The 13,361-nt window shown below is 59.9% G+C and carries 12 protein-coding genes and 1 riboswitch; of the genes, 9 read left to right on the forward strand and 3 right to left on the reverse strand.

Annotated elements, in window-relative coordinates:
• Nucleotides 1-79 precede the first annotated feature (79 nt).
• The 4 genes from CHY22_RS06000 to CHY22_RS06015 all read left to right on the forward strand — a co-directional run bounded on the left by CHY22_RS06000 (nt 80) and on the right by CHY22_RS06015 (nt 4,803).
• On the forward strand, nt 80-1,243 hold the full coding sequence (locus CHY22_RS06000) for an aminotransferase class I/II-fold pyridoxal phosphate-dependent enzyme (RefSeq protein WP_089573041.1): 1,164 nt from the start codon (nt 80-82) through the stop codon (nt 1,241-1,243).
• A 201-nt stretch (nt 1,244-1,444) separates the two neighbouring features.
• Complete coding sequence (locus tag CHY22_RS06005) at nt 1,445-2,395, forward strand: L-lactate dehydrogenase (RefSeq protein ID WP_089573042.1); 951 nt, start codon at nt 1,445-1,447, stop codon at nt 2,393-2,395.
• Nucleotides 2,396-2,527: 132 nt separating this feature from the next.
• Nucleotides 2,528-3,688 carry an Mbeg1-like protein gene (locus tag CHY22_RS06010; RefSeq protein WP_089573044.1) on the forward strand — a complete coding sequence of 387 codons (1,161 nt, stop codon included), beginning with the start codon at nt 2,528-2,530 and terminating at the stop codon, nt 3,686-3,688.
• Nucleotides 3,689-3,798: 110 nt separating this feature from the next.
• Nucleotides 3,799-4,803 (forward strand): nucleoid-associated protein, encoded by a 1,005-nt coding sequence (locus CHY22_RS06015; protein WP_022094136.1) that lies wholly within the window; start codon nt 3,799-3,801, stop codon nt 4,801-4,803.
• A gap of 292 nt (nt 4,804-5,095) precedes the next feature.
• Here CHY22_RS06015 and dapD read toward each other — a convergent pair whose 3' ends face one another.
• From dapD to dapA, 3 genes are read right to left on the reverse strand one after another with little or no spacing between them, the layout of a single operon-like run.
• Nucleotides 5,096-5,815 (reverse strand): 2,3,4,5-tetrahydropyridine-2,6-dicarboxylate N-acetyltransferase, encoded by a 720-nt coding sequence (gene dapD, locus CHY22_RS06020; protein WP_089573046.1) that lies wholly within the window; start codon nt 5,813-5,815, stop codon nt 5,096-5,098.
• Nucleotides 5,816-5,854: 39 nt separating this feature from the next.
• Nucleotides 5,855-6,595 (reverse strand): 4-hydroxy-tetrahydrodipicolinate reductase, encoded by a 741-nt coding sequence (gene dapB, locus CHY22_RS06025; RefSeq protein WP_199408777.1) that lies wholly within the window; start codon nt 6,593-6,595, stop codon nt 5,855-5,857.
• Nucleotides 6,588-8,897: a 4-hydroxy-tetrahydrodipicolinate synthase gene (gene dapA / locus CHY22_RS10195; RefSeq protein WP_089573048.1), complete on the reverse strand. Its 2,310-nt coding sequence runs from the start codon at nt 8,895-8,897 to the stop codon at nt 6,588-6,590. The genes dapB and dapA overlap by 8 nt, the downstream gene beginning before the upstream one ends.
• 65 nt (nt 8,898-8,962) lie before the next feature.
• A riboswitch (Lysine riboswitch) is annotated at nt 8,963-9,131 on the reverse strand.
• 145 nt (nt 9,132-9,276) lie between these two features.
• Here dapA and CHY22_RS06035 point away from each other — a divergent pair.
• The 5 genes from CHY22_RS06035 to CHY22_RS06055 all read left to right on the forward strand — a co-directional run bounded on the left by CHY22_RS06035 (nt 9,277) and on the right by CHY22_RS06055 (nt 13,331).
• Nucleotides 9,277-10,464 carry an N-acetyldiaminopimelate deacetylase gene (locus tag CHY22_RS06035; protein ID WP_089573049.1) on the forward strand — a complete coding sequence of 396 codons (1,188 nt, stop codon included), beginning with the start codon at nt 9,277-9,279 and terminating at the stop codon, nt 10,462-10,464.
• 2 nt (nt 10,465-10,466) lie between these two features.
• Complete coding sequence (locus tag CHY22_RS06040) at nt 10,467-10,790, forward strand: hypothetical protein (protein ID WP_143759215.1); 324 nt, start codon at nt 10,467-10,469, stop codon at nt 10,788-10,790.
• A 164-nt stretch (nt 10,791-10,954) separates the two neighbouring features.
• Complete coding sequence (locus CHY22_RS06045) at nt 10,955-11,398, forward strand: FxLYD domain-containing protein (RefSeq protein ID WP_089573052.1); 444 nt, start codon at nt 10,955-10,957, stop codon at nt 11,396-11,398.
• A 32-nt stretch (nt 11,399-11,430) separates the two neighbouring features.
• The gene (locus CHY22_RS06050; RefSeq protein WP_089573054.1) at nt 11,431-11,853 is read left to right on the forward strand and encodes a transcriptional regulator; all 423 of its coding nucleotides are present in this window, start codon (nt 11,431-11,433) and stop codon (nt 11,851-11,853) included.
• A gap of 98 nt (nt 11,854-11,951) precedes the next feature.
• The gene (locus CHY22_RS06055; protein ID WP_158551201.1) at nt 11,952-13,331 is read left to right on the forward strand and encodes a protein kinase; all 1,380 of its coding nucleotides are present in this window, start codon (nt 11,952-11,954) and stop codon (nt 13,329-13,331) included.
• The last annotated feature ends 30 nt before the right edge of the window (nt 13,332-13,361 follow it).

Here is a 13,361-nt window from a genome sequence, read left to right on the forward strand (position 1 = left end):
ACACTTTTGCAATCTGATGGCCCGTATCGCGCGGCGCTCTTGTCGGAGCGCCGCGTTTTTCATATCGAAAGGTGGCACCATGCAGGCATCGCAGCGTCTCGACCGCTTTGGCGCGGAGGTCTTCGCCTCGCTCAACAACAAGCTTCTTGCGCTGAAGGCTCAGGGCAAGACCATTTACAACATGAGCGTGGGCACGCCCGACTTTAAGCCGTACGACCACGTGGTCGAGGCGCTCACGCAAGCGGCCCAGGACCCCGAGATGTGGAAGTATGCCCTGCGCGACCTGCCCGAACTCAAGCAAGCCGTGTGCGATTACTATGAGCGTCGCTTTGGTGTCTCCGGCATTACGCCGTCTATGGTGCAGTCGTGCAACGGCACGCAGGAGGGCGTGGGCCATTTGGGCCTGGCCCTGCTCGATCCGGGTGACACTATTTTGGTTCCCGATCCGTGCTACCCGGTCTTTGAGGCGGGCGCCAAGATCGCCGATGCCAAGCTCGAGTACTATCCGTTGGTCGCCGAGCATAATTACCTGCCCTATGTGGCGGGTATCGATCCCGAGGTGGCCGATCGTGCCAAGTATATGATCGTGTCGCTGCCCGCAAACCCGGTCGGCTCGGTGGGCACGCCCGAGGTCTACGAGGAGATCATCGCTTTCGCCCGCGAGCACGACCTGCTCATCGTCCATGACAACGCGTACTCCGACATCGTGTTCGACGGCGAGCCGGGCGGCAGCTTCTTGCAGTATCCTGGTGCGCTTGAGGTGGGCGTGGAGTTCTTCTCGCTTTCCAAGTCGTTTAACGTTACCGGTGCGCGTGTCGGCTTTTTGGTCGGCCGCGAGGACGTGGTCTCTGCCTTTGCCAAGCTGCGCGGCCAGATCGACTTTGGCATGTTCTTCCCGATCCAGAAGGCTGCTATCGCCTGCCTGAACGGTCCGCGCGATGAGGTCGAGGCGCAGCGTCTGAAGTACCAGGAGCGCCGCGATGCCCTGTGCGACGGTCTTGAGGGCCTGGGCTGGGAGCGTCCCAACGCGCATGGCTCTATGTTTGTGTGGGCCAAGCTTCCCGGTGGTCGCACCGATTCCATGGCGTTTTGCGAGGAGCTCATGGAGAAGGCCGGCGTTGTGGTGACGCCGGGCGCGAGCTTTGGTCCTTCGGGCGAGGGGCACGTGCGCATGGCGCTGGTCTTGCCGCCCGACCAGATTGCTTTGGCTGTCGAGGCCATTCGCGAGGCGGGCCTGTATTAGAAAGGTATTTCGGCTCGTCAATAGCTCGAAACCGATTTCGTGCAGTTATTTTACGATTTCTGCAAACAATTTCGGTAAACGGTCGATTTTTGGCTGCGAATAGGAGCATAATCAAAGTCCCGATTGGATGTATTGGGATTACGGCAAGCCGCTCGGGTCGTTCCCGGGCGGCTTGCTTGTGGAGAGAGATGGGAGTTTCTAATGGTTAACGAGAAGAAGGTCGCTATTGTCGGCTGCGGTTTCGTTGGTTCGTCTTCGGCGTTCGCGCTGATGCAGAGTGGTCTGTTCTCCGAGATGGTCCTCATCGACGTGGACAAGAACCGCGCCGAGGGTGAGGCCCTGGATATCGCGCACGGCATGACGTTTGCCGAGCCGATGAAGATCTACGCCGGCGATTATTCCGATGTCGCCGACGCCGCCATGATCGTCGTCACCGCTGGCGCTGCCCAGAAGCCCGGTGAGACTCGCCTGGACCTGGTAAACAAGAACGTCAGCATCTTTAAGTCCATTATCCCCGAGATTAAGAAGTCCGGCTTCGACGGCATTCTGCTCATCGTCTCCAACCCGGTCGATGTTCTGACCTACGCCGCCATCAAGATGTCCGGCCTGCCCGAGGGCCACGTCATCGGTTCCGGTACCGTGCTCGACACCGGCCGTCTGCAGCAGATGCTTGGTGCCCATGTCGAGGTCGACCCGCGCGATGTCCAGGCCTATGTCATGGGTGAGCACGGCGATTCCGAGTTTGTCGCTTGGTCCAGCGCTCAGGTTGCCGGCGTTCCGCTGAACACCTTCTGCGAGCTTCACGGTCATCTGGAGCATGAGGCTGCCGAGAAGCGCATCGCCGAGGACGTCAAGAACTCCGCCTACACCATCATCGAGAAGAAGCACGCCACCTACTATGGCGTCGCCATGGCCGTCAAGCGCATCTGCACTGCCGTCATGCGTGACGAGCAGACCGTTCTGCCCGTTTCCTCGCTCATGGTGGGCGAGTACGGCCTGTCCGATCTTGCCATCTCCATGCCGACCGTCGTTGGCCGCGACGGCGTTGTCTGCCGCGTCCCCGTGCCGCTGAACGATGACGAGCAGCATGAGCTTACCGCCTCCGCCAAGGCCCTCAAGGACATCATCGACAGCGTCGACTTCTCCTGCTAAATCGACTTCTCCTGCTAAATCAAGCTCGCTAGAGCGAAAAGCTACAATGAAGGCGTCCGGGTCCACGCGGCCCGGGCGCCTTTTTGATGCAAAGTAACCTGACCCCAATGCACCATAGTTGATGGGAGGGCCATGTCGGATTCCTCTAATTATTTGACCTATGCCCAGACGACGTTTGATTCGTTTGAGGAGCAGCCGTTCTGTGCGGTGGATAGCCTGGTCTTTGCGTGGCTGTCCTATTTGCGTTTGCCGGGTGATATGGCGGAGCTGACGAACTGGCAGGGCCTAGACGTACGCGAGCTGCTGCGTGCCGAGTGCTACCGGGACATGATTGGCGACCTGTGGGATCCGGAGGGGAGCAGGGCCTTGTTGGAGGCCGTGGCAGCAAGCCCTCGCTACCGTGGCGTGCACGTTTGCGGTTATCGTGCCGTGAGCGATGTGGTGGCGACAGAGCAGTTTGCAGCCATGGCGTTCCGGTTTCCGGCGGGGTTTAGCTATCTTTCCTTCCGGGGGACCGACAGTACGATTGTGGGCTGGAAAGAGGACTTTAACATGGCGTTCCGGTGTCCTGTGCCGGCCCAGGAATCCGCGGCGCGTTATGTAGACGAGGCGGCGGACGCGATTGACGGGCCGCTTTTGTGCGGAGGTCATTCCAAGGGTGGAAACCTTGCGGTGTACGGTGCGGCGATGTGCTCCGATGTCGCCCGTGAGCGAATCGAACGGGTGTATTCCCATGATGGTCCTGGCTTCGTCGAGGAGTTCCTGAACGGCAACGCCTTTGCCGATCTTTCCGGCCGCATCGATAAGACGCTACCTCGGTCGTCGATCTTTGGCATGATGTTCGAGACACAGGAGGACTATGCCATCGTTGAGAGCACCGAGTTCAGCCTGCTGCAGCACAATCCCTTTAGCTGGGTGGTTGATGGTCGCGACTTCGTGTACTGTGAGCGCCTGTCCGCCGGTGCTCGATACGTTGATGGCTCCATTCGCGAGATGCTGCTTGCAGTGGGGCCTGCCGAGCGCGAGCGTTTTGTAGATGCATTGTTCTCCGTGTTTGAGGCTACGGGTGCTGAGCGGTTTGCGGATATCGCTGGGAATCTGCGCGAGAGCCTGCCCGTGATGCTCCAGGCTGCGCAAGGTTTCGACAAGGATACGCGACGCTTTGTCTCGCAGACCATCGTGGCAATCCTTAAATGCGCGCTGCTGCCCAAACGACCCCAGATCGACATGTCCACTGCCGGTAAGAGTCTGGCAGAACAGCTCGAGGCTTGGCAGTCCGAGCTTCTGCGCTAGCCATTGGTGCAAAGCAACCTGTCCCCGATGCACCAATCTTCGATGCGCTCGGGAGGGCTCGACCGCTATACTGGTTCGTGCCGAAATCGATCTAGAACGGAATGCCGTATATGAAAATCAATCACGCGATTCTGCATATCCTGGACTTTGACTCTGCCGTCAACGTTATGAGCCAGCGCGAGCTCGATATCGAGAGTCGTACCGTGCGCAACTTCGTGACCACGCATCTGCGCCGCGCACGTACCTCGGCCGACAATAAACGCGCCACGTTTGCCGAGAACTCTGCGTTTGGCGGCGAGCTCAAGGGCTATTTCTTTGGCGAGCGCGAGTTCGTGGACCTGTCGCAGCAGATTGCGGAGTTTATCTCCTCCGAGCTCACCAAAGCCGAGAAAGCCGAGTCCACCGACGTGCTCGTGGCCGATTTTGACGACGATGAGGATGCCCGCTGGTTTGCCGTGATGCTGCTGGGCTCCAAGCAGGCTTTTATGCACGAAGTGGGCCGCGAGGAGGGAGAGGTGCGCAACGACATCGCGCGCCACTACGCCATTCTGCCGAACCCCTCGCAAAAGGTGCCGAGCTATGCCATCGTGCGTGCGAGCACCATGGAGATCGGTTACGTGGACAAGAAGCGCAAGATTGCCGGTGAGGACCGTATGCTTATCCCCGATGGCCTGCTGCAGTGCGACACGGGCGTATCAGGCAAGGAGGTCATCGACACCGTGACGCGTGTGGTCGAGGAAGTCGCCGAGGAGCACGGTGCCAATACGGCCGTGGCGCTCGCCAAGGTTAAGGCTGCCGTCGCCGAGAAAGTCGAGGATGACGAGGAGCTGCCGCCCTGGGATATCGTCGATGAGGTCTTTGAGGACGAACCGGTTATCAAGGAGAGCGTGCGCGCGGCACTGACTGAGGAGAAGGTGCCTGAGCGTGTGCCCGTGGAGCGCAAGCAGGTCGAACGCGCGGCCGTGCGCAACCACAAGATTCGTACCGATACGGGCATCGAGATCAGCTTTCCGGCCGAGATGGGCTCGAACTCCGAGTACATCGAGTTCGTCAACGAACCCAACGGCCTCATCTCCATCGAGCTCAAGAATATCGGCAGCATCGAGAATCGATAAGTTGCGTTACGCCTACAGCGGGAAAGCAAAGGCCGAAGCCCTTTGGGTCTTCGGCCTTTTTGCTTGGAGCTCAATTGAGTTGCAGACTGAGCATAAGTCAGCGAAAGCGCCCCTAAGCGAGCAAGGTGACGTGAAAGAGGAAGGAAGCGTACTTTGGTACGCGACCGACGATTGAACGTCAGATTGCCGCTTAGGGGCGTTTGTAGCGTCGACCGGTCCGTCGTTCGTTAGAACGACGGAACCAAAGGTGCAGCGTCGAGCCGTTACGCGGGTTGGTAAACCCGCGTAACTATTAAAGTTGACGTAAGCCCTCTTCCAGGCCGGTCTTGCTGTCGGTCTTCTCGTCGCGCATCTTGATGACGCGGGCGGGGACGCCGGCCACGACGGCACCGGCGGGGACATCCTCGACGCACACGGCGCCGGCGGCAACGACAGCGCCCTTGCCTACGTGCACGCCCTCCAAGACCACGGCGTTGGCGCCGATCATGACATCGTCCTCGATGATGACGGGCGTGGCGCTGGCGGGCTCCACAACGCCTGCCAGCACGGTGCCGGCGCCGATGTGGCAGTTCTTACCCACGGTGGCGCGGCCGCCCAGCACGGCGCCCATGTCGATCATGGAGCCCTCGCCGATAACGGAGCCGATGTTGATGATGGCGCCCATCATGATGACGGCGCGGTCGCCGATCTCGACGCGGTCGCGGATGATTGCGCCCGGCTCGATGCGGGCATTGATGCCCTTAAGGTCGAGCATGGGCACGGCAGAGTTGCGGCAGTCGTTCTCCACATCGTAGTAGTCGATGGAGTCGGCATTGGCATCGAGGATGGCCTTGAGCTCTTCCCAGTCGCCAAAGACGGTCTTGCCACGACGGCCGCCGTAGACGTGCGCATTGCCCCACTGGACCTTCATGCCGGGCTTCTCGCGCACATACAGCTTGACGGGCGTCTTTTTGGGCGCGGTGGCGATGTAATTGATAATCTCCTGGGCATCCATCTCGGCTGCGTTACTCATATGCTGTTTCTCCTTTGCGTGGGTACGGTAGGTAACTGGTTAGGCGAACATGACCTGGTCGAAGGTGTAGAAGCCGGGGTCGCGGACGACGAGCTTTTGAGCGGCGGCCAGAGCGCCGTTGACAAAAATCTGGCGGCTTGTGGCGCGATGGCTAAGCGTGACTTCCTCGTCCTGGCCAAAGAAGCTTACCTCGTGCACGCCGGCGACGGTGCCACCGCGCAGCGAGTGCATACCGATCTCCTTGGGGTCACGCGCGCCGCACATGCCCTCGCGACCGTAGACAGGATGATAGCCAGCCTCAGGCTCGGCCTCGACCACGGCGTCGAGCAGCAGCTTTGCAGTGCCGCTGGGGGCGTCGACCTTTTGGTTATGGTGCGTCTCGACGATTTCGCAGTCAAAGCCGGGCAGCTCGCGTGTGGCCTGTGCTACCAGATGACGCAGAGCTGCGATACCGATGGAGTAATTTCCGGAGTGCATGACGCGGGCGTTTTGACCCAGCTCGCGCAGGCGATCCATCTGCTCGGGTGTGTAGCCCGTGGTGCCCGAGACCAATGCGGCGCCTGTACGCTCGACATAGGCGACGACGGCGTCGAAGGTCACGACGTTCGAGAAGTCGATGATTACATCGGCCGTCGGTGCGCTCTCGAGCTCGGACAAGTCGAAGCCGATCTGGGCGACGATGTCAAAAACGGGCTCTCCAGCGGCGTTGACAATGCCCTCGGCGGTAGTGCGGATCAGCGAGCCCATGCGGCCCGTTCCCATAATGACGGTCTTAATCAAGCAGACCAGCTCCCTTCAGAGCATCGGTAAGTGCGGCTCGCGTGTCGTTGGCCATGGGGCACAGCGGCATGCGGTAGTTTGCCTCGATCATACCCATCTGGGCGAGCGCTTCCTTAACGGGGATGGGGTTGACCTCGCTAAAGAGGGCATTGATGAGCGGCTGGCCGGCAATCTGGATATCGCGGGCGCGCTCCACGTCGCCGTCCAGATAGGCGCGGCACATGTCGTGCACGAGTTGCGGCTGAACATCGGCCCACACACTGATGGTGCCCGAGGCGCCCAGGCTCATGAGCGGCACGGTGAGGGCGTCCTCGCCCGAGTACATGCGGAAGTCATCGGACAGCAGGTGGGCGATCTTGGCCGCGTAGGCGACGTTGCCCGAGGCTTCCTTAATACCCATGATGTTGGGGTGCGCGGCCAAGCGCTCTACGTTGCGCTCGCTGATGCCGCAGCCGCAGCGGCCGGGGATGTTGTACAGGATGCAGGGGATATCTACGGCATCGGCAACGGTCTTAAAGTGCTGGTAGATGCCCTCCTCGTTGGACTTGTTGTAGTAGGGGGTAATGAGCAGCAGGCCGTCGGCGCCCAGGCCCTGATAGGTGAGCGACTTGGTGAGCATGGTCTGCGTGGAGTTGGAGCCCGAGCCGGCGATGACGGGGACACGGCCTGCAACCTGCTTGACCACCGCGGCGACAACGGAGTTGTCCTCGTCATCGGTCATCGTGGCGCTCTCGCCGGTGGTGCCCAGGGTGAGGATGGCGTCGGTACCGTTTTGCAGGTGGAAATCGATAAGGCGCTCGAGCGCGTCAAAGTCGACGCTTCCGTCCTTTTTAAACGGCGTGACGAGGGCGACGATCGAACCCTCGAGGTTGCGGATATCCATGTTCTTCTCCTTCGCTTCCGCGATCTGGATGCGTTTGTTCCACTGAGCGGCGACGGCCAGACGCTCGTCCTGGGCGCGACGGCGGGCACTTTCGGCGCGCGACTTGGCCAGCAGCTCTCGGCCGCTCGGCAGCACGTCGAGCGTGGCAAAGTAATCGCCCGGGCGCTCAGCACGGCGGATGAGGTCGGCCGAGCCATCGGGGCGCAGCAGCACCTCGGCGGAGCGCAGACGGCCGTTGTAGTTGTAGCCCATGGAGTAGCCATGCGCGCCGGTATCGTGGATCACGAGCAGGTCGCCCATGTCGATATGCGGCAACTCGCGATCAATGGCGAACTTGTCATTGTTCTCACACAGATTGCCCGTGATGTCGTAGGTGTCCGTAACGGGTGCTGCGGTCTTGTCGGCGCCACCCGGCTGTCCCATCACCGTAATGTGGTGGTAAGCGCCATACATGGCAGGACGGATCAGATCGACGGCGCTTGCGTCCACGCCGATATAGTCCTTGTAGATCTGCTTTTCGTGGATGGCCTTGGTCACCAGGCAGCCGTAGGGGCCCATCATAAAGCGACCCATCTCGGTGCAAATCGCCACATCGCCCATGCCGGCGGGAACCAAGATCTCGTCGTAGGCCGCGTGTACGCCCTCGCCGATGGCACGGATGTCGTTAGCCTGCTGCTCGGGCAGGTAGGGGATACCCACACCGCCGGACAGATTGATAAAGGCGACATGTGCGCCCGTTTCACGCTCCAGGCGCACGGCAAGCTCAAAGAGGATGCGCGCAAGCTTGGGGTAGTAGTCGTTGGTGACGGTGTTGCTGGCAAGGAATGCGTGGATGCCAAAGTCCTCGGCGCCCTTGGCCTTGAGCATGCGGAAGGCCTCGAAGAGCTGCTCGGTGGTCATGCCGTATTTGGAGTCGCCGGGGTTATCCATGATGCCGTTGGAGAGCTGGAATAGGCCGCCCGGATTAAAGCGGCAGCTGACCGTCTTGGGGATGGGTCCCGCAACGCGCTCAAAGAACTCGATGTGGCTGATGTCGTCAAAGTTGACGATGGCACCCAGCTTGTCGGCGAGCTCAAAGTCCGCCGCCGGTGTGTCGTTGGACGAGAACATGATGTCGTGTCCGGTGATGCCCAGCGAGCGGGCGATCATGAGCTCGGTATAGCTCGAGCAATCGCAGCCGCAGCCGTATTCGTTGAGAATGGAGATGAGTGCCGGGTTGGGGTTGGCCTTGACGGCAAAGTATTCCTTAAAGCCCGGGTTCCATGCAAAGGCGTCGCGCACCTCTTGCATGTTGCGTCGGATGCCTGCCTCGTCATATAGATGAAATGGCGTGGGGAACTGCTCGACGATATGCTCGAGCGTCTCCTTGTCCACAAACGGCTGCTTGGCCGCATATGCCTCGTTGGGGGTTAATGCCATGTCCCGTAAACCTCGCTATCCAGACGGCGCCATCTGCGCATCGAATCCGCATAGCGTGGACCCAATGTCCGGATAGCGCTCCCGCATTGCTGCAGACAGTCCTGCGGGTGTTTCCCGCAGGCCCACCAGGTTGTTCGTGCCCGAAAAGCCCAGTTCGGCGGGTTTCGCCTCCCCACGGGGTCAAAGCCTGCCGGCTCACCCGCGGTTCTTCGTGCCCGCGCCTCTATCAAGTGGTAACGACCCTATCACGTTGCACTTTACCAAACAAGAGTATTCGTATATAACGTTTAAAAAATGCAGGGATATGCTGGAAATAAGGGTGTAGCAATCTTGCGGCACAATAGATGGCAGCCGACGCGCACCTACGAAAGGAACCAATATGGCCGAGCTCCAAGAACTCCGTCGCTACCGCCGCGACTTGCACAGGATCCCGGAGCTCGACTTCGATCTTCCGCAGACGATCGCCTATATCGAGGGCGTGTTGGCACCGCTCACCTGCGAGGTGACCCATCCGTGCCCCAGCTGCGTCTGCGCTTTCTTCGACGCTGGCGTTGGCGCCGCGCATGCCACGGCGATTCGCGCCGATATGGATGCGCTGCCCATTGCCGAGGCAACGGGGGCAGCGTTCGCTTCGACCCATCCCGGCAAGATGCATGCTTGCGGGCACGATGGACACATGGCCATGGCGCTTTCGGCGGCAACCTTTGTCGACCGTACGATCCGTGAGCAGCCGGGCGCCATTAAGCGCAATGTGCTCTTTGTGTTTCAGCCGGCCGAGGAGACGACTGGTGGTGCCAAGACGGTGTGCGAGAGCGGCGTGTTCGAGCGCTACGGGGTGGATCGCATCTTCGGCTTCCACGTGTGGCCCGATCTGCCCGCCGGCACGTTGGCGAGCTGCTCCGGTCCGTTGCTGGCGCGTTCGAGTGAGACACACATTCATATCCATGGCACGAGCATCCATATCGCTAAGACCTATGGCGTTCCGGTCGAGGAGTCGCACGATGCGGCGCTGGCGGCTGCCAAGTTCTTGGTTTCCGAGCGCGAGCTCATGGACGAGTTGGGTGTCGACGAGCCCTGCATTGGTAAGTTCGGCCTGCTGCAGGCCGGCACCGTCTGCAATGCGGTGGCGGGGGAGGCCCATGTTGCCGGCAGCCTACGTGTGTTTACGGACGACATGTTCGACCGCGCGCGCGAGGGCGTGCGCCGCGTGCTGGACGATGCCTGCGTCGCAACGGGCTGCACATATGACCTCGATTTTGCCGAGGGCTATCCGCCGGTCGATAACGACCCCGAGCTGTTCGCCCACATTGCGCCTGTCTTGTCCGAGCTGCAACTCGTGGATGAGCCTTTGCTGATTGCCGAGGACTTCGCTTTCTATCAGCGCCATCTGCCAGGTGTGTTCTTCCTCCTGGGTACGGGCGTGCCGGAGGGACAAGATAATCCGATCGATTCGGATGGCTGTCCCGCCTATGCCACGAGCGCCCTTCACACTGATACCATGCTCTTTGACGAGGAAATCCTACTCAAAGGCCTCGATGTCTACAAACGATTGCTTGGCTTGGAGTGACGATGGAACGACGCCGACAGTCTGCCGTATATAGTCCGGGTGGATGCGGATGCGGTTTGCTGCTGCTTCCGGTCATCGCTGTGAGCATTGGCGTGATGTTTGTGTTTGCTGGGCTGGCTGCGGCGGCACTCGTACTGTTTATCACCGCCATCGGCGTGACGGTCTGGCTGTGCCGTTCTCGCGAGCAGCGCCGCGCCGACGGTAAGACCAATGTCGGCTGGGTCGTCTTCCTGATCATTGCGTACCTATTGAGCATCAGCTACCTGGTGTTCTTTGTCCTAATGATGATCAGTGCCTTTACCGGGAAATCCGTCACGGTGGGTTGATGCGCTGCCAGCAGACGGTCACGCAAAGTGCGTTTGCTCGGCGTCTGGATAGCTGCATTGGCCGTTTACCGCAACCTTAGCCCTCAGCTAATGAATTCAAGTTCAATCCTTTCTACGATGTGCTGTGTGCCGGCACGGTAGCCGGATCGTAGGAAGGATGAATAATGGCAAAAGAGGGAAAGAAGCCGATCGGCAAGATTGTCCTAGGCGTCATCGTGGTGCTGGTTATCGTCGGTGCCGTGGGCTCCATGGGTGGCAATTCAACCGATTCGTCTGCGAGCGATTCGGCAAAATCTGCCGAGACGACACAGCAGGCTGAGGAGCAAAAAGAACCGCAAGAACCGTATACCATTGCTGACGAGGCTGAAGACACCTCCAATCAGTTTGCCTATAAGATCACGGGCACGCTGACCAATAACACGGACAAGGAAAAGAGCTACATTCAGATTGAGTATGTTCTGTATGATGCCGATGGCAACCAGGTTGGAACGGCTCTTGCAAACACCAATCATCTGAAGGCGGGCGGCTCCTGGAAGTTCGAGGCGCTGGGTACGGTGTCTCCCGACCAGGTTGCTAGCTGGGAGCGTTCGGACGTAAGCGGTTTCTAGCATGTTGCATGCACTGGGGGAGGTGAAGTCGTATGCCCGATAAAAAGCTGACCGAGGAGTTGCTCAATGAGCTTCTCGATGCGCCGAACATCGATGGCTATATCAGGGAGCACGACTTTGCCGCCCCGTCGCTTTCGGACTACCTGAAGCAGCTGCTGCGGGAAAAGGGCTTGGAGCGTTCGCGCGTGGTGCGTATGGCCGACCTCAACGAGACCTTTGGCTATCAGATCTTTACTGGTTCGCGCAATCCGAGTCGCAATAAGGTGCTGCAGATTGCCTTTGCGATGGCGCTGACGCTCAAAGAGGCCAACCGTGCACTGACGGCTGCCGGGGTAAGCGTCCTTAACTGCAAGGATCGCCGTGATGCGATTATCATCTTTTGCATCGATCGCGGGTGCAGCCTCCAAAAGGTCAACGAGGAGCTGTATCGCTTTGGCGAGGAGACGGTGAGTTAGCGGCTGATATCTGAGCCGGCGGAGCTGCCGAACAACGATGCAAACGAACGGGGCGTGGATGCCATGGGGTGTCTGCGCCCTGCGCTATGATGGAGGCTATGGATACTCAGACCCCAACATATTTCGATGACGAGCTGACCGCAGCGCTTGCCGAGCACCTGGCGTCGCTCGATCGCGACGACAGCTATCGCGTGGAGCGTGTACTTAAGCGCTCGTCCGTTGAAACAACTGAGCTCGTGTACTTTGAAGGAACCGGCGGTGGTTCGCTCGGCCCCTTTGTCCGTAAACGCATCGATGCTTCGGCTCAAATCGGCGGGGCATACGAGCGTCTGTTTGCCGCTCAACGGGCGGGCAGGCGTTTTGAGCACCTGCCCAGAATCGTCGATTGCCGTCGTGTGGGCGACGAGCTTAACGTGGTTATGGAATATATCGAAGGGGAGACGCTCGGGGTGCTGGTGGACCGTCTGGGAGCCACCCCCGATTATGCATGTGAATTGTATCCTGCCCTTTGCGACGCCGTGGGCGAGCTCCATGCCGGTTTTGCAATGGCGGGGGAGACGTCGGCGCCGGTGATCCATCGCGACCTCAAACCGTCGAATATCATCGTGACAGGTGCGAGCCGTACGCTCGATGACGGCCTGACGTTTTCGTCGCTGGTGATTATTGACTTGGGGATCGCGCGCGTGTGGCGCGATGGCGCCGATGCAGACACCGTCAAGTTTGGCACGCGACCCTATGCGCCGCCCGAGCAGTATGGGTTTGGGCAGACGAGTGTGCGCAGCGACGTCTACGCACTTGGCGCCCTGTTGTTCTTCTGCTTGACGGGAATCGACCCTAAACCAGGGCTCGACATGCGCGAGCAATGCGAGGCGCGTGGCATTCCCACTCCACTTGCCGATGTCATCTGCATGTCGATGGCGCTCGACCCGGCTAAGCGTTTTGCGAGCGCGGAAGCGTTGGGACGGGCTACGCGCGCGGCATACGATCTGAGTCGCCCCGTGCGGCCTCCTGCTCCTGCGCCTGTCCGTACTCCAGACTCGGAGACGGTGTTGACGCCCCAAGGGCTCCAGAACCCCGCAGGGCTTCCTAGGCCTGCCGCCTCTGTTGCATGCGGTCTGCTCTCTCGCGTTCCGGAGTCTCTGGGGCGCATTTGGAATACGCTTGTCTGCTTCTCGCTACTTGTGTTCTTTGCCGGAAGTCACTTTGCCGTCTTTCACCCCACGGGAGCAAACCAAGGCTACCCGACGTGGCTTCTCATAATCGAGTATTTTTTCTTTGTCGATGGCCTTATGGTGCTTATGCATTTTGCGCTGCTCGATAAGCGCCGTCTTCGTCGGCGATTCGTACTGCTCGACAGCTATCGCGGCAAGAAACTCGCGAAACTCTGGCTCAAGGCATTGGGTGTGCTGCTCCTATGCATGATCGTCATAGTCGCGATCGCCAATGCGACCGGCGTCGTCGATACCTCCGCTACCTAAAAGAAAAGGGCCCCATTGGGGCCCTTTGCA

The organism is Collinsella sp. TF06-26, from assembly GCF_002232035.1.
Taxonomy (GTDB): Bacteria; Actinomycetota; Coriobacteriia; order Coriobacteriales; family Coriobacteriaceae; genus Collinsella.